Origin of the sequence: Aquabacterium sp. (assembly GCF_036273115.1) — a bacterium.
In the GTDB taxonomy this organism is placed as follows: Bacteria; Pseudomonadota; Gammaproteobacteria; order Burkholderiales; family Burkholderiaceae_C; genus Aquabacterium.
In genome coordinates, this window is sequence record NZ_DASUIN010000002.1 from 386,871 (window position 1) to 403,484 (window position 16,614).

A 16,614-nucleotide genomic window follows, 5' to 3' on the forward strand; every position below is an offset into this window, starting at 1 on the left:
GTGAAACGCAGCAAACCCCAACTGGCCGAAGCCACCATTTCCGAAGAACGCGGCATTCGCTATCTGCACCTGGGCACCCCCTGGGTTCAGGGCGCCATGCGCATCAGCAAGCCCACCAAGCTGGAACTTGATTACATCCAGCGCATGATGGCCTGGTTGTTGCTGCGTGACCCGCAAGATCTGGCTGACACGCGCTGCTTGCAACTGGGCCTGGGCGCGGCGGCCATCACCAAGTACTGTCACAGTGTCTTGCGGCTGCCGACCACGGCGGTGGAGATCAATCCCGCCGTCATCGGGGTGTGCCGAGTCTGGTTTCATTTGCCAGAAAATGATGAAAGATTGACGGTATTGAAGGCGGATGCCGCCAAGTACGTTGAAGATGATCGCCACATTGCGTCGGCTGACGCCCTCTGTGTCGACCTGTATGACCATGAGGCCGCCAGCCCTGTGCTGGACGACGAAGACTTCTATCGCGCCTGCTGGCGCGTGCTGGATGATGGCGGGGTGATGACCGTCAACCTGTTTGGACGTGATGCCAGTTTCGATCGCAGCGCTGCGCGCATTCGGGCCGCCTTCGGCGAGGACCGTGTTGCCATGCTGAAACCCACCACCGAGGGCAACACCATCGTCCTGGCGTGGAAGGGGTTTGACCTGCCTGAACGAGAAGTGCTGGCTCAACGAGCCGAAACTTTGCAGACCAAATGGGACTTGCCTGCGCGAAAATGGGTCAAGCTCCTGTCTACCTTCACGCCCAAGCTTTCGAAGAAGTCCTGAGATGACCGCATCAGCCCACTCCAAACGTCGCGTCTCCACCCACCAAGGGCCGCTGGATTGGGTGCTGGTCTTGTCCTGGTTGACGGCAGACGGCGTGCTGACCGAGCAAGACGCCCAACTGGTGCGGCAGCGCTTTGCCGCAGGCAGCAGCTCACAGCACCCTCTGGTGCGTCTGGCGGGCCTCGGGCTCAAGCGGGCCGACACCGGGGCCGCCTTGGAGTTGGAGCCGCTGACCGAATGGCTGGCTGGCCATCTCGGATTGCCTTATTTGCGCATTGACCCGCTGAAGGTCGACGTGGGTCGTGTGGCCGAGGTCATGTCCATCAACTACGCCGAGCGCCGTTCAGCGCTGCCCGTGCAGGTGGGGTTGACCGACATCACCATTGCCACCTGCGAGCCGCTCGATGTGGCCTGGGTAGACGAGATCCTGGCGCACACCAAGAAAAAGATTCGCCTGGTCGTGTCCAGCCCGCTGGACCTGCAGCGCTACCGCACCGAGTTCTACACCCTGGCCAAGTCGGTTCGCGATGCCAGCAAGAAAACCGGTGACTCGGTGGTGCATAACTTCGAGCAGCTGGTGGAGCTGGGCAAGACCAATCGCCAGCTCGATGCCAATGACCAGGGCATCATCCAGGTGGTTGACTGGTTATGGCAATACGCGTTTGACCAGCGTGCTTCCGACATTCACCTCGAGCCCCGCCGCGAAATGGGGGCCATTCGCTTCCGCATCGACGGGGTGCTGCACACGGTGTACCAGGTGCCTTTGGCGGTGATGCAGGCCATGACGGCTCGCATCAAGCTGCTGGGGCGCATGGACGTGGTGGAAAAGCGCCGCCCGCTCGATGGCCGCATCAAGACCCGCAATCCCGGTGGCGACGAAGTCGAAATGCGCTTGTCGACCATGCCCACAGCCTTTGGCGAAAAGCTGGTCATGCGGATCTTCGACCCTGACAACACGGTCAAGTCGTTTGATGCGCTGGGCTTTGCCCCCAATGAAATCCAGATCTGGGAGCAATTGGTGGGTCGCCCGCACGGCATCATTCTGGTGACCGGGCCCACTGGCTCGGGCAAGACCACCACCTTGTATTCCACCCTCAAGCGCGTGGCCACTGACGAGGTCAATGTCTGCACCATCGAAGACCCCATCGAAATGATCGAGCCGGCCTTCAATCAGACCCAGGTGCAGCCCGGTATTGACCTGAGTTTTGCCGAAGGGCTGCGAGCCCTCATGCGGCAAGATCCCGACATCATCATGGTGGGCGAAATCCGTGACCTGGAAACGGCGGAAATGGCCATCCAGGCCTCGTTGACCGGCCACCTGGTGTTCTCTACCCTGCACACCAACGATGCGGCTTCGGCCATCACCCGCCTCACCGATCTGGGGGTGCCACCCTATCTGATCAGTGCCACCGTCATCGGTGTGCTGGCCCAGCGTCTGGTGCGCACCTTGTGCCCCAGCTGCAAACAGCCCGATCATGATCTGACGCCAGAAGCCTTGGCCGAAGTGATCCGGCCTTGGCGCATGAACGGCAAGATTCAACCCTACAAGCCCGTGGGCTGCCTGGAATGCCGAATGACTGGCTACAAGGGGCGCGTGGGGCTGTATGAACTGCTGCCCGTGTCTGAGGGCGTGCGCCATGCCATGCACCCTGGCATTGACATGCATGCCTTGCGCAAGACCGCGGCCAAGGAAGGCCTGCGCCCGCTGCGTTTGTCTGGCGCCATGAAGGTGGCCGAGGGTTTGACCACCCTGGAAGAAGTGCTGCGCAACACGCCTCAGTGGGAAACCTGAGGGTCGGGGGCTTGGCCGGCTGACGCCGAGAAGGGCTCCACGACTACCTCGCAACGAATGCCGCGCGGCTCATTGCTCATCCAGCGCACGACGCCGCCCAGTTGTTTGACCCGCTTGCGCACGCCACCCAGACCCAGGCCGTGAGACCAGGTGGTTGGCTCCACTCCCACGCCGTTGTCGGCCACGACCAGGGTCAAGCGATCCTGCTCCAATGTCACGCTCACATGGACCTTGTTGGCCTTGGCATGGCTGATGGTGTTGTTGACCAGTTCCCGCAGGATGCGAGTCAGCGCTGACCATTGCACCATGGTCAGCACCACATCCACATCGATCTGAAGCTGCCACTCGAGCTCGCAGCGGGCAGCGCCCAGGCGCTGGCTCAGATCGCGTTTCCATTCGCCTGCTGCTTCCGACAGGGCGTGGGACTGTGCTGCCAGCCCGCGTGTCAAGGTTTTCAGGTCTTGTAGCGTGTGGCGGATGTACTCCTCCATGGCCGGGTTGGGGGCCTGGTACATCAGGGTCAACAGACGCGCGCCGATGTCGTCATGCAGATCTTGCGCAATGCGCAGCCGTTCTTCGCTGCGGCCTTGCTCAACGGCTTTGTCGAAGTTCATGGCTCGGTGCAGTTGTTCTACGATGCGATCGGCCAGGCGGGCGTCTTCGCCGGTGAACAGGCGCTGGCCCTTCTTGGCGTATTTCAGAATCAGCACACGCCCCGAGTCGGAGTGAGGACGATCCAGTTGCGGCAGCGGCATCAGCAGCACCGAGCCATTGCCCTTGAGGGTGGCAGCCCCGACCGAACCTTGCAGCAGGGAGGCCTCAAGCGGATCAAACAGTTCGCGCATCAACTGCATCAACGAGTTGTCGAGGGCTTCGGGTTGTCTTTCGACTTCCCGAGCAATGCGGTAGAGGCGCTGAAACAGGCGCTCGGTGGTCAGGGGGTCTCGGCCTGGCAGACGGGTCATCAGCCAGCGCCGAATTGACAAATACACCCCGAACGACAGGAACAGCGACAAGGTCATCGACGTGAACTGACCCAGCGAGAAGATGGCCACGAACAACAAGTCGAGCGAGGCCGCTACTGTGCTTGATGCCGCTAGCAGAGAGAACTCCTGCAAGATCAGTTTGGAGCGTGACAGGTAGGGTGACAGCAGTAACTGGGACGCCGCGAAAACCTGCCAGGTCATGACCCCGAATGTGGCCACATTGAGCTGCATGTCGGCGCGCTGAATGCCCACGGCGATGGCCAGGCTCAGCAACAACCACGATGCGAGCGTGATCAAGGCGAAGCGACGCATGATCAGCGTGAACGGGTGGGGAACGTGGTGATGATTCAGCGTCATCACACCGATGGCGGCCAAACCCATCGTGGCGCATGCCCCCTGCAGCCACCACCAGCGCCAGGTCATGGGCAAGAGCGCCAACCCCGCAAGCGTGACCAGCATGCCTGAGGCGGCCCCGGCCACGGCCCAATGCCAGCGCGGCAATGGGCGCGGATGCAAGGCTGCCAGGATGACCATGGTCGAGGTGATCAGCAAATCGCACACGGCGCGGATGCGGCTGTCCCAAACGAGAAAGCCTTGGGGCGTGAACAGGTCCAGGCTGGTAGATATGCCGATCAGGGCCAGTTCGACGCTGTGACACACCGCCACCACGGCAAACGCCACGTTGCGCCATTGCGGATTGGCCAGCAGGACCACGGCGCCCACGGCATAGACCATGAGCGACAGCAGGCTGAGAACCCAGAACAAGGGGCTCAGCCCCATCAGACCACGCGGCGCGATCAGCACCGATTCGGTGGGGCCAGACTGGAAGCCCAGGTCCACCATGATGCTTTTGCCGGCTTGCCAATTTGACAGCAGGGCTGCCAGAGCCGCGTGCTCATCGAAGTAGCGTTGTCGCGATTCGGCTTGGCTGATCCAGCGGGCCGATCGCTGCAGTACCAGCAGGTCGACTGGCGCAATCTGGCGACCATCGCTCGCGATGGCCGGGTCTTGAGCGTGCCAGGCCACAGAGGTCAGCACGCGGCCCTCCAGCCGTTGCAAGGTGGGGTAGTCCACGCTGTGAACCCTCACCAGCCCATCGGGCGTCCCCCGCAGCGTCAGGGGCAACTTGGGTTGGCTCATCAGCCAGTTGGCTATGCCGAACACCAGGGCGCAGCCGAGTAGCACCCAGACCACCAAGAGCTTGAGCCGCCAGCCCAGCCAGCGGGGCATTTCGAGCGGCCCCTGCAGGACTGCCTCCAGGCTGGGCCAGTGCGAGGTGATCTGGCTCGTGGGGGCTTCGTCCGGATCGTTTCGGGGTGGGAATGAGGCGGACATGCCAGCCTACTGGGTCAGACCAGCCCTTGTTTGCTGGCTAGAACAGCGGCTTCAGCACGGCTGGATACGTTCAGCTTTTTGTAAATCGATTTGATGTGGTCGTTCACTGTGAACCACTTGATGCCCATCAGGGCAGCGATTTCCTTGATGGTGAAGCCCTTGCTGAGGTAGGTCAGCACTTCGCTTTCCCGAGGCGTCAGGCGTTCATGGTCCAAGGGGGCGGCCACTGCGTGGGCTGGCTGATGAAGGGCCGTGGCTGTGGCATGACCATTGCCTTGCCCGAACGAGGCGCCTTCGCCGGTCCGGAAGTGGGTCAGCAGGCGGCGGGCAATGGCTGGCGACAAGGGCGGCTGCCCACGCACAATCTTCTGCAACTCTTCCACCAGCACTTCGAAACGGTCTTCTTTCAGCAGATAGCCGTCTGCGCCACATTGCAGGGCAGGAAACAGGTGTTCGTCGTCCGAATACAGCGTGGTCACGATTCGGGTGGCGGGGTAAGCTGCCAATTCCTTGAGCAACTCCATGCCGCTGCCGTCTGGCAACTCCAGGTCGACCAGAATCAGCTGATAGGGGGCTTGGTCGGCAACGGCCTGCCCGCCCGGGGCATAACCCAGAAGACGGCGAGCGGCTTCCAGGTCGCCAGCCTCGGTGATGCTGCTGACGTCGCTGAAGCTCTCGCGTACCACGCGGCTCAGGAAGCTGCGGGCTACGGGGTTGTCTTCCAGAATCAGAACCTTGACAGTCATGAAGCTCCTCCCGAGGCGGGCCTGTCGGCAAGCCTGGGTTGATGGTTTCCCCTTGGACAGCTGGGGTGCAGGGCTCATCCATTTGGATGATGGGTACCGGCGCATTATCAGTGCGCAGACAGGCGCCGTCACGCGGGACACCCCCCTTGGTTTGACGGGGAGGAGACACCAAAAGGGCTTACCCTAATGCCTCGGCGACTTGGCCGAGGACTTTTACAATAGACCCATGCGTATTCTGATTGCCAACGACGACGGATATCTGGCCCCAGGGCTGGCTGCTCTGGTCAAAGCCTGCGAGGGCCTGGGTCATATCGACGTGTTTGCGCCAGAACGCAACGCGAGCGGTACGTCCAATGCCCTGACCCTTCACCACCCGCTGACCGTGCACACGGCTCCCAGCGGCTTCCATTTCGTCACCGGGACGCCGTCTGACTGCGTGCATCTGGCCTTGACCTCGGGCTTGATCCCCAAGCCGGACCTCGTGCTGTCGGGCATCAACAATGGTGCCAACATGGGCGACGATACCCTGTATTCGGGCACAGTGGCTGCGGCCACCGAAGGCTATCTTTTCGGGGTGCCGGCCATTGCTTTTTCCCTGACGGACAAAGGCTGGGGGCATCTGGACAAGGCTGCCCGGGTGGCCCGTCGCGTGGTCGAGTCGGTTCTGGCGCGCCCGCCCGCTACGGGGCCTTGGCTGCTGAATGTCAACATGCCTGCCATCGAAGACCTGGAAGAGGCACCCTGGCACGTGACCCGTCTGGGGCGCCGTCATGCCAGCCGGCCAGCCATTGCGCAGACCAATCCGCGTGGCGACACGATTTACTGGATCGGGCCTGCCGGCGATGCCCGGGAAGAGGGCGATGGCACCGACTTTCAAGTCACTCGCGACGGCGGTGTGTCGATCACGCCTTTGCAGGTTGACATGACCGATCACGGTGCCATGCCCACCTGGCACGGCTGGTTGGGTGTGCGATGAGCCACGGGCGGTCGTCAGACAACAAGCCGCCCAAGCGGTTTCCTTTGCCGCTCGACAAGGTGGCCAGCCCCAGCGGCGGGCCTCGTGGTCGTGCAGGCCCCGTTGTTCAACGCGAAGTGTTGAGGCCCCAGGCCCATCTGCATCAGATCGAACAGGACCGCCGTCGACACACGGTGCCCCAAGGTGTCGGACTGGACTCGATGCCCGTGCGCTTGCGCATGGTCGAGCGGCTGCGGGCTGACGGCATCACGCACACGGCGGTGCTGGAGGCCTTTGCACGCATGCCTCGGCATTTGTTCGTGGACACGGCGCTGGTCAATCAGGCTTATGAGGACACCAGTCTGCCCATTGGCCTGGGGCAGACCATTTCCAAGCCCTCTGTGGTCGGCACCATGTTGCAGTTGTTGTGCGCTCGGCCTGGCCTGACGCTGCCGCACGTGGACCCCGCTCGTCCTTTGGGGGCCTGCCTTGAAGTCGGTACCGGGTGTGGCTACCAGGCCGCCTTGTTGAGCCTGTTGGCCCGGCACGTGGTATCCATTGAACGGCTGCGCGATCTGCACCTCAAGGCGCGCAGCAATCTCGATGTCATTCGGCAGCATGTGCCCGCGTGGCAAGACGTGCGTCTTGTTTACGGCGACGGCATGGTGGGCCATCCGCCGCAGGCGCCTTATGACACCATCATCGCGGCTGCGGGTGGTTCGGCCTTGCCCCAGGCCTGGTTGGACCAGTTGGCGCCGGGTGGTCGTTTGATCGCGCCCATGGAAGACAGCCGCGGGCAGGGACAGGTCCTGACCGTGGTGGATCGCCTGCCCGATGGCAGTCTGCAGCACACTCGCGCCGGAGCTGTTCTGTTCGTGCCACTAAAATCCGGCATCACTTGAAGTGACGCTCATGCTCATGACTTCCCGTTTCCGTCTGGCCTCCTTGGCTGTCCTGTTGTCCCTGTTGGCCGGTTGTGCCACCCAGCACCATCGCGCGCCCGTGGAAGATCGCGGTCGTTCCGGTGGCGCCTCGGGCAGTGGCAATGTCAGCGCACCCAAGCCTCCGCCCGGTGCCGAAAACGCCGGCAAACCCGGTTACTACACCGTGGCCAAGGGCGATACCTTGATTCGCATTGCGTTGGAATCGGGGCAGAACTATCGCGACATTGCCAACTGGAACAACCTTGAGAACCCGAATCTGATCGAGGTCGGTCAGGTGCTGCGCGTGGTGCCGCCGTCGGTGGATGCCGCCAGCACCTTGCCCGCGGCCAAGCCCATCAGTGTGCCCAAAGTCGAAGCCAAGGGGCTGGATGGCAAGGGCAGCACCGCCGCGGCCCCTGTGGCCAGCGCAGCCACCAAGCCTGCCGGGGCAGCTGGTGTGGTGGCCTCTGCTGCGTCTTCTACGGCACAGACGCCGGCTCCTGTCGCGTCTTCGGCGTCCGAATCGTCCAAAGACACTGCGGACGAGCCCGCCTGGATCTGGCCATCGAACGGGCCGGTTGTGGGTGGCTTTGAGGAAGGCAAGCGCAAGGGCCTGGCCATTGGCGGCAAGGAAGGCGACCCCGTGCTGGCGGCTGGCGACGGCCGCGTGGTCTATGCCGGTTCGGGCTTGCGAGGCTACGGCAACCTCATCATCATCAAGCATGGTGGTGAGTACCTGACGGCCTATGCCCACAACAAGGTTTTGCTGGTCAAGGAAGATCAGGTCGTGCGCAAGGGGCAGAAAATTGCCGAAATGGGGTCCACTGATGCGGATCGGGTGCAGTTGCACTTCGAAATCCGCAAGCAAGGCAAGCCGATCGACCCCTCAAAACAGCTGCCCGCACGTTGAAGCAGCGCTCATCCCTGAGACAATTCGGGGATGAGTCAAGAATCCGTTTCCACCGAATCTGTGGCGCAGGCTCCTGAGGCTGCGCCGGTTGCTCCCGTGCACCCCAGCCAGGAATGGCTGAAGGTCGAATCCCTTGATCTGGAAGCGCAGGGCGTGGCCCATCGCGCCGATGGCAAGGTGGTCTTCATCGACGGCGCCTTGCCGGGTGAAGAGGTGCGCGTGTCTGTGTCCCGCAAGAAGAACAACTGGGAACAGGCCACGATGACCGAGATGCGTCGCGAGAGCTCGCAGCGTGTCACCCCAGGCTGTCCTCACTTCGGTGTGTGTGGTGGCTGCAAGATGCAGCACTTCCATGCCTCGGCTCAGGTGGCCGTGAAGCAGCGCGTGCTGGAAGACAACCTTTGGCACCTGGGCAAGGTCAAGCCCGAAACCCTGTTGCGCCCCATTGAAGGCCCCACCTGGGGCTACCGTTTCCGTGCCCGTTTGTCGGTGCGCTATGTGGCCAAGAAGAACACCGTGCTGGTGGGCTTTCACGAGCGCAAGTCCCGCTATGTGGCGGACATCCAGACCTGCGCCATCTTGCCGCCTCACGTCAGCCGCTTGCTGATGCCGCTACGCGAGTTGATCGGCTCCATGGCCGAGCGCGACCGCTTGCCCCAAATCGAAGTGGCCGTGGGCACCAAGGTGACAGTTCTGGTGCTGCGCCACCTGGAAGCGCTGGGCGACAGCGACCGCCAGAAGTTGCTGGACTTTGCCAAGGAGCACAGCGCCTGGAACAACGGTGAGCACCTGATCTCATGGTGGTTGCAGCCCAAGGGCCCCGATACCGTGCATCCGCTCGATCCGTCCCTGCCAGGTCTGGACTACACCTTGCCTGAATTCGGCATCACCATGCCGTTCAAGCCCACCGATTTCACCCAGGTCAACCATGCCATCAACCAGGTGCTGGTGGGCCGGGCCTTGCGCTTGCTCGATGTGAAGCGCGATGAGCGTGTCATCGACTGGTTCTGTGGCCTGGGCAATTTCACCTTGCCTTTGGCTCGACAGGCCCGTGAAGTGCTGGGCATCGAAGGCAGCGAGCAACTGGTGGCTCGCTCGCGCGAAAACGTGGTGGCCAATGCCATTAGCACGCCCACGACCTTTGTGGCGCGCAATCTGTTCGAGATCACCCCGCAGGAGTTGGCGGGTTATGGCTACGCCGACAAGTGGCTGGTCGACCCCCCTCGTGAGGGCGCGTTCGCCCTGGCCAAGGCCATGGCTGACCTGCATCAGGATCCATCTCTGGTGCCTGATTGGGTGGCGCCCAAGCGCATCGTGTACGTCAGTTGCAACCCCGCCAGCCTGGCGCGTGATGCTGGCTTGCTGGTGCATCAGGCCGGCTACCGCTGCGTAGCGGCCGGGGCGGTGAACATGTTCCCGCACACCGCCCATGTGGAAAGCATGGCGGTGTTCGAGAAGGCCTGATCAGCCTCGTGCGCGTCGGTCGATGCGCACGGTCTGGGGTTGCGGCTGCAGGGGCAGGGTGGGGCGATCGTCGCCCAGTGCCCGGGCTCGCAGCTGTCCGCAGCCACCATCCACGTCTTGCCCTGCCGAATGGCGCAGCTTGGTCAGAATGCCGCGCTGGTGCAATTGGCGCGCCATGGCGGCGGCCTGTTCCCACTCAGGACGGCGGTAGGGCGTGTCTTCGACCGAGTTGAAGGGAATGAGGTTCATCATCGCGTACTTGCCCGATAGCAGGCGCACGATGCCGTCGATCTCTTCCTGTGAGTCGTTGATGCCTTCCAGCAGCGTCCATTGGTATTGAATGGGGTAGCCAGTTGCTCGCGCGTATTGCTCGCCCAGTTCCACCAATTCCTCGGGGCTCAGGCGCGGGGCCTTGGGCAGCAGGCGGGCGCGTAAATCGGCCCTTGAGGTATGCAGTGACAAGGCCAGCGCCGGTTTGACGGGGCCTTGCGGCAGGCGCTCGAACACCCGAGGGTCGCCCACCGAAGAAAACACCAGGCTCTTGTGGCCGATGGCCCCCAAGGTACCCAAGGTGTCGATCGCTTCCATGACGTTGTCGAGGTTATGGGCCGGCTCCCCCATGCCCATGAATACCACTTTCTTGACCGGGCGACGGGTGCGTGCCAGGGCCACTTGGGCCACGATCTCTGCGCTGCTGACCTGGCGCAGCAGGCCGTCCTTGCCGGTCATGCAAAACACACAGCCCACGGCGCAACCCACTTGGGTGGATACGCACAAGCCATCACGGGGCAGCAGCACGCTTTCCACGGTCTGGCCGTCGGCCAGGTCGACGAGCAGTCGTTCCGAACCGTCCTCACCAGGGTGGGCCGAGCGCAAGGTGGCCAGGCCCTGCAGTTCGGCATTCAGGCTGGGCAACAGGTCGCGAACCTCTTGAGGCAGGAAGTCTTGCGGGCGGCGGCGCCCGCTGTCATGAGGGCGGGCTTGCACCCAGTGGCGCAGCACCCGCTGCTCATGGCAGGGCTTGGCGCCGCGCTCACGCAGGCGTTGGCGGATGTCTTCAATTCGCATGGGAGGCGAGTGTACGCAAGCCTGGGGACTGTTGCTCGAACAGGGCAGCGCGGACCGCGCTGGGTGCTTCACCGGTCCAGCGCTTGTAGGCCCGGGTGAAGTGGGCCGGGTCGTCAAAGCCAATTCGCTGCGCGATGTCGGCAATGGCCAGAGCCCGATCACTCAGCATGCTGTTGGCAGCACGCAGTCGTGCGGCATCTTGCAGCGATTTGAAGGTGCAGCCTTCTTTCTGCAGTTGGCGTTTGAGTGTGCGCTCCGATGTGCAAAGGCGGGCGGCCATCTGTTCAATGGTTCGCGGGGCGAGCGTGGGATCCTGCAGGTGGCTCAGGACGCGTTCGCGCCAGGTGCCCGCCAGCCCCAGTCGCACCCATTCGGCGTCACATTGAGCGCAGGCCTCTTTGAGCGCTTCGGCGTTGGCAGAGGGCAGTCGGGCGCTCAGCGCGTCGATGTGAATGGCCAGTCGGTCAACCGGCCAGCCGAAGGTGCAGGGCGGCAGCCGATCTTGGTAGCGATGGAAGAAATCGGGCTCGGCCATCGTGAAATACAAGTGCAACTGGTCTCGCGGCACAGGGGCCAGCGTCCGAATCAGGGTGGCGATCTCAACCAGGGCAGACAGCTTGCCGAATTGCTCCAGACCATCCACATGCAGGCGTTCATGCACATCCACCCAGATCCAATCGGCGGGGGCGTTGGGGGATGTGTGCAGTTGCATGTCGTAGTACGGCATGCGTGTGGGGTGATAGCGCATGCCCAGTTGCATGGCGTCGGCCAATGTGGCGCAACTCATGAAGGCCACGCCCAAGGGGCCGTGCTTGGTGGGGTAGCCGCGTAGGCCAGCCTCTACGCCTAAGGCCTGTCCGAAAGCCTGCAAAGCCATCAGCAACAGCGACTCGTAATCACGGCAGCGCAGGCGACCCGTCTGGCGCCCGAGTTTCAAGGCGGGGTGTTGGGTCATCCAGTCCTGTTGAATGCCGTGGTCATTCAGTACCGATTCGACGACCGACCAGTACGACATGGAAACCAGGGGTTTGTCTGAGTCTGGGTGTGGGGTGGGTACCATGCTGGCCCGAAATGGCAATCAAATTGGCTCGATTGTCACTCACGGTTCGTCGGTGGTGATTCGGACAATTGCGTATCGCATCAACACAACGAGGGCATGTTTGTGAAGTTCGAGGAATACAGACAACTCGATGGCCTGGCTCTGGCCGAATTGGTTCGCAGCGGACAAGTCAGCGCCCAGGAGCTGTTGGACACTGCTTGGGCGCGCCTGGAGGCGGTCAACCCCAAACTGAATTTTCTGGTCACCCCTCTACGAGATCGCGCCCAGGAGCAAGTCAAGCGCAAACCATCTGGCCCATTTGCGGGTGTGCCTTTCCTGACCAAAGACCTGTTTCAGGACATCGCCGGCGTGCCCAACTACAACGGCTGCAGGGCCCTGCACCAATCTGGTCACGTCGCCGCGCAGACGGCCACCCTGACTCAGCGTTGGTTGAATGCAGGGGTGGTGGTGCTGGGCACGACGAATACGCCGGAGTTTGGCTCCAAAGGGGTGACGGAACCGGCTGTTTCCGGCGTGACGGCCAACCCGTGGAACCTGGCGGTGACCCCGGGCGGATCGTCTGGCGGTTCCGCTGCTGCCGTGGCCGCTGGTGTGGTGCCGCTGGCTGGCGCCAACGACGGCGGTGGGTCTATTCGCATTCCGGCTGCTTGCTGTGGTCTCTTTGGGCTCAAGCCGGGGCGTGGGCGCAACCCTTGGGGACCCCAGTTGAGCGAGTACATGCATGGTGGTGTCATGGGGCATGTGCTGACCCGTTCGGTGCGCGACAGCGCAGCCATGCTGGACGCTACCCACGGCCCGGAAGTGGGGGCACTTGCCTTGCTGGCGCCTCCGGTACGGCCCTACCTTGAGGAGGTGTCGCGCCCACCTGGCAAGTTGCGGGTGGCCTTCAGCACCCGCTCACCGCTGGGCCTGGGGGTGGATCCGTCTGCTGTTGCGTCTGTTGAGCGCACAGTGGCCTTGCTGAAAGACCTGGGTCATGAGGTGGAAGAGGCCCAGCCTGACATTGATTTCTTTGATGCGGCGCGGCGCTTCATGATGCTGTGGTGTGTTCAAGTTGGCCAGTTTGTACAAGAGGTGCGCAAACAGACTGGGTGCGGTTGGGAGGGGTTTGAGCCTGATACCCGTTCCATGTGCTTGCTCGGCCAGGCCTTGTCGGCGGCTGAGTACCTCGATGCCCACACCGTCGCGAAGGCCTGCACCATGGCCATGGGGCATTTCTTCGAGCGCCATGATGTCTGGCTGACGCCCACCTTGGCCACACCGCCTGGGGCGCATGGCAGCACGGCGGTCCCTGCCTGGCAGGTGGCAGCTTTGAAGGCTGTGGCCACTTTGGGCCTGACGCGTGCCCTGATTCGCGCGGGGGGCATTGACCAACTGGTGCGTGACAACATGGCCTGGCTGCCGTTCACTCAACTGGCCAACCTGACCGGGTTGCCAGCCATGTCGGTCCCGTTGTTCACGACCGACGAGGGCTTGCCCAGCGGTGTTCAATTCATGGGGCCCATGGGGCAAGAGGGCTTGTTGTTCAGCCTGGCGGGGCAACTGGAGCAAGCCCAACCCTGGGCGCAGCGCGTACCACCGATCTGATCTGAGGCCTGAGGCGGCAGGGCCGAATCAGGCAAGAAAAAAGCCGAGGCATCTGCCTCGGCTTTCGCTTTTGGGGCGAGGAAAAATCAGAGCACTTCCGAAGCGAAGTCAGCCAGGCGCGAGCGTTCGCCTCGTGCCAGCATGACGTGCCCACTGTGTGGCCAGCCCTTGAACTTGTCGACCGCATAGGTCAAGCCCGAACTGCCTTCGGTCAGATAGGGCGTGTCGATCTGCGCCAGGTTGCCCATGCAGATGATCTTGGTGCCTGGGCCAGCCCGGGTGATCAAGGTCTTCATCTGCTTGGGCGTGAGGTTCTGCGCCTCGTCGATGATGACAAACTTGTTCAGGAAGGTGCGGCCACGCATGAAGTTCATGCTCTTGATCTTGATCTTGCTGCGCACCAGTTCATTGGTGGCGGCACGGCCCCATTCGCCCGCGCTGTTGTCGCTGCGGGCTAGCACTTCCAGGTTGTCGTCCAGCGCACCCATCCAAGGCGACATCTTTTCCTCTTCCGTGCCGGGCAGGAAGCCGATGTCTTCGCCGACGGGCACGGTTACCCGTGTCACGATGACCTCGGTGTAGCGGCGGTCGTCCAGAACCTGGCTCAAGGCAGCAGCCAAGGTCATCAAGGTCTTGCCGGTGCCGGCCGACCCAGTCAGCGTCACGAAGTCGCATTCTGGGTCCATCAGCAAGTTCAATGCGAAGTTCTGTTCGCGGTTGCGCGCGGTCACGCCCCACACGCCGTTCTTCGGATTGGTGTAGTCCTTGACCGTTTTCAGCACGGCATGCTTGCCGGTGATCTCGGTGACCTTGCCATACCAGGGCGACACCCCGGGCGCTTCCAGGTAAACGAACTGGTTGACCATCAGGGCAGGCACCATGGGGCCGGAGACACGGTAGAAGGTCTGGCCACCTTGGGTCCAGCTTTCCATGCCCTTAGCATGGCGTTCCCAGAAATCGGCGGGCAAGGGCAGCACCCCGGTGTACAGCAGGTCGCCGTCTTCCAGGGTCTTGTCGTTGAAGTAGTCTTCCGCAGGCAGGCCCATGGCACGGGCCTTGATGCGCATGTTGATGTCTTTGGACACCAGCACCACCTCGCGACCTGGGTGCTGATTGCGCAGGGCCTGAACGACGCCCAGAATCTGGTTATCGGCTTTGCCTTGGGGGAGCCCCATAGGCAATTGCACGGCCATGGCCGTGGTCTGGAAATAGAGCTTGCCACCGGCCTCGATGTGGCCGTTCTTGGCCAGCGGGATGCCAGCCATGGGGTCCAGTTGACGGTGCTGGCCTGCATCGGTGGCCAGAGCGTCCAGCTCACGGCTGACCTGGCGTGCGTTGCGGGCCACTTCCGTCATACCCTTCTTGTGCCCATCCAGCTCTTCCAGCGTGATCATGGGCAGGTAGATGTCGTGCTCTTCAAAGCGGTAGAGCGACATGGGGTCGTGCAGCAGCACGTTCGTGTCGAGGACGAACAGCTTGGCGGGGCCAGTGTCGGTTGGCTTGCGCTTGCGAGTGGATGCACCAGCAGTCGGCTTGGATTTCGCAGAAGCAGGTGCGCTGGCAACCGGGGTGGCCGCCACTTCTTTTTCTGCGACCACAGGCGGCGCAGCCCGCTCGGTGCGAGCAGGTTTGACCAACTCCAGAACCGGTGCGGGGGCGGCTGGTGTGGCCTGCACCTCGGCTGTACGTTTGGTGCCTTTGCTTGATTTCTTGGCTGGTTTGGGCTGATTCACATAAGCATCAGCGGACAGCATGTCAGCACGTTTGGTGGGCGGCTTAGGCAGAGGCATGATGAGGTCCCTGGCAGGTGTGGCACAAACAAAAAGGCCGCACAGAACTCTGTGCGGCCAGTGCCTGAGCGTCCTCGCAGACTACGGCAGGTCGGTATTCCTGAATGAAGCAGTGTCGAGAAAAGCCCAGATGCATGCGATTGATTATGCACAGTTCATGCCTGCCGCGAACAGGTGTCTGCGTGATGCAACACGCAGTCCCTCTCGTGTAGGTTTTGCATGTCAAAAAACAAAGGCGCCCCGCAGGGCGCCTGTTGCTTCGAGGGCTGTTGGTCAGGCCGCTTGCTGGCCCAGATTCTGAACCGCTTTGAGTACGTCATCGACGTGACCGGCTACCTTGATGCCGCGCCATTCTTCCCGCAGCACGCCGTTGGGGTCGATCAGGAAAGTCGACCGTTCGATGCCCTTGACCTTCTTGCCGTACATGATCTTGTTCTTGACCACGCCAAACATGTGACACAGCTTTTCCTCGGTGTCGGCGATGAGCTCATAGGGCAGTTCGAGGTTCTGCTTGAATTTGTCGTGCGAAGCGAGGTTGTCGCGAGACACGCCAAAGACCACGGCGCCAGCTGCCACGAATTCGTCGTGCTTGTCGCGGAACTGCATGGCTTCGGTCGTGCAGCCGGGGGTGTGGTCCTTGGGATAGAAGTACAACACCACGGTGCGACCCGCAAAAGCTTGGGGGGTGAATTTCACGCCGCCGGTGGCGATCGCTTCAATTTCGGGCAGAGGTTTGTTAAGGGCGGGTGTCATGTTCTAGTGATCAGCCAGCAGGAATAGCCTGCGATTATAAAGTGCTTGTCAGACCTGCCCCGAAGGGCTGTTGCTTGATCTGATCAGGGATAGGCCTCAAGGTTCCACCAACAGGGCGGCCATGACACGCCTGCCCTCGGCCACCAGGATGTTGTAGGTGCGGCAAGCCGCAGCGGTATCCATGGTCTCGATGCCGATGCGGGCGGCCATCAGCGGTTGCAGAACTTGGGGCGGGGGGAATCGCAAGGTGCTGCCGCTGCCGAAAATCACGACCTCAGGCGCAGCGTCGGCGATCTGCTGAAAATGCGCTTGCGTGAGCTCAGCCACCGACGTGGCGGGCCAGTCGATCATGTCGCCCGTAGGGGGCACCAAAATGGAGCGTGTGTAGGTCTGGCCGTTCACCGAGACCGACTGGCGCGTGTAGGCGTGAATGACATTGACGCCTTCTGCGCGGTCTGCGTGCAGTTTCAT

At 62.3% G+C, this 16,614-nt stretch carries 14 protein-coding genes; 7 read left to right on the forward strand and 7 right to left on the reverse strand.

The features are described 5' to 3' along the window. Complete coding sequence (locus tag VFW72_RS02545) at positions 1-774, forward strand: spermidine synthase (protein WP_329672688.1); 774 nt, start codon at positions 1-3, stop codon at positions 772-774. Between the two features lies 1 nt (position 775). Next, complete coding sequence (locus tag VFW72_RS02550; RefSeq protein ID WP_329672689.1) at positions 776-2,566, forward strand: GspE/PulE family protein; 1,791 nt, start codon at positions 776-778, stop codon at positions 2,564-2,566. Here VFW72_RS02550 and VFW72_RS02555 read toward each other — a convergent pair. Both VFW72_RS02555 and VFW72_RS02560 read right to left on the reverse strand, forming a co-directional pair. Beyond that, entirely contained in the window at positions 2,551-4,887 is a 2,337-nt protein-coding gene (locus VFW72_RS02555) for a sensor histidine kinase (protein WP_329672690.1), read from the reverse strand. The genes VFW72_RS02550 and VFW72_RS02555 overlap by 16 nt on opposite strands. Positions 4,888-4,901: 14 nt before the next feature. Beyond that, positions 4,902-5,633: a response regulator transcription factor gene (locus tag VFW72_RS02560; protein WP_329672691.1), complete on the reverse strand. Its 732-nt coding sequence runs from the start codon at positions 5,631-5,633 to the stop codon at positions 4,902-4,904. Positions 5,634-5,859: 226 nt separating this feature from the next. Between VFW72_RS02560 and surE the strand changes: the two genes are divergently transcribed. The 4 genes from surE to rlmD are packed head-to-tail and all read left to right on the forward strand — an operon-like array spanning position 5,860 to position 9,885. Then, positions 5,860-6,609, forward strand: a complete 750-nt coding sequence (gene surE, locus VFW72_RS02565) for a 5'/3'-nucleotidase SurE (RefSeq protein ID WP_329672692.1) — start codon at positions 5,860-5,862, stop codon at positions 6,607-6,609. Next, a complete protein-coding gene (locus VFW72_RS02570) occupies positions 6,606-7,490 on the forward strand; it encodes a protein-L-isoaspartate O-methyltransferase (protein ID WP_329672693.1) in 885 nt (294 codons plus the stop codon). Before surE ends, VFW72_RS02570 begins: the two co-directional genes overlap by 4 nt. Positions 7,491-7,500: 10 nt before the next feature. Then, complete coding sequence (locus tag VFW72_RS02575; RefSeq protein WP_329672694.1) at positions 7,501-8,421, forward strand: peptidoglycan DD-metalloendopeptidase family protein; 921 nt, start codon at positions 7,501-7,503, stop codon at positions 8,419-8,421. A 30-nt stretch (positions 8,422-8,451) separates the two neighbouring features. Further along, entirely contained in the window at positions 8,452-9,885 is a 1,434-nt protein-coding gene (gene rlmD / locus VFW72_RS02580; RefSeq protein WP_329672695.1) for a 23S rRNA (uracil(1939)-C(5))-methyltransferase RlmD, read from the forward strand. Here the strand turns inward: rlmD and VFW72_RS02585 are convergent, their stop codons facing one another. Both VFW72_RS02585 and VFW72_RS02590 read right to left on the reverse strand, forming a co-directional pair. Continuing rightward, on the reverse strand, positions 9,886-10,953 hold the full coding sequence (locus tag VFW72_RS02585; protein WP_329672696.1) for an RNA methyltransferase: 1,068 nt from the start codon (positions 10,951-10,953) through the stop codon (positions 9,886-9,888). Next, positions 10,943-11,968 carry a helix-turn-helix transcriptional regulator gene (locus tag VFW72_RS02590; RefSeq protein ID WP_329672697.1) on the reverse strand — a complete coding sequence of 342 codons (1,026 nt, stop codon included), beginning with the start codon at positions 11,966-11,968 and terminating at the stop codon, positions 10,943-10,945. Before VFW72_RS02590 ends, VFW72_RS02585 begins: the two co-directional genes overlap by 11 nt. Before the next feature lie 141 nt (positions 11,969-12,109). On the opposite strand from VFW72_RS02590, the gene VFW72_RS02595 reads away from it, so the two are divergent. Continuing rightward, entirely contained in the window at positions 12,110-13,600 is a 1,491-nt protein-coding gene (locus VFW72_RS02595; RefSeq protein WP_329672698.1) for an amidase, read from the forward strand. An 86-nt stretch (positions 13,601-13,686) separates the two neighbouring features. Here the strand turns inward: VFW72_RS02595 and VFW72_RS02600 are convergent, their stop codons facing one another. From VFW72_RS02600 to VFW72_RS02610, 3 genes are all read right to left on the reverse strand, one after another. After that, positions 13,687-15,390 carry a PhoH family protein gene (locus VFW72_RS02600; RefSeq protein ID WP_329672699.1) on the reverse strand — a complete coding sequence of 568 codons (1,704 nt, stop codon included), beginning with the start codon at positions 15,388-15,390 and terminating at the stop codon, positions 13,687-13,689. Positions 15,391-15,663: 273 nt separating this feature from the next. Further along, on the reverse strand, positions 15,664-16,143 hold the full coding sequence (locus VFW72_RS02605) for a peroxiredoxin (protein ID WP_329672700.1): 480 nt from the start codon (positions 16,141-16,143) through the stop codon (positions 15,664-15,666). Positions 16,144-16,239: 96 nt separating this feature from the next. Continuing rightward, positions 16,240-16,614 (reverse strand): Mth938-like domain-containing protein, encoded by a 375-nt coding sequence (locus VFW72_RS02610; protein ID WP_329672701.1) that lies wholly within the window; start codon positions 16,612-16,614, stop codon positions 16,240-16,242.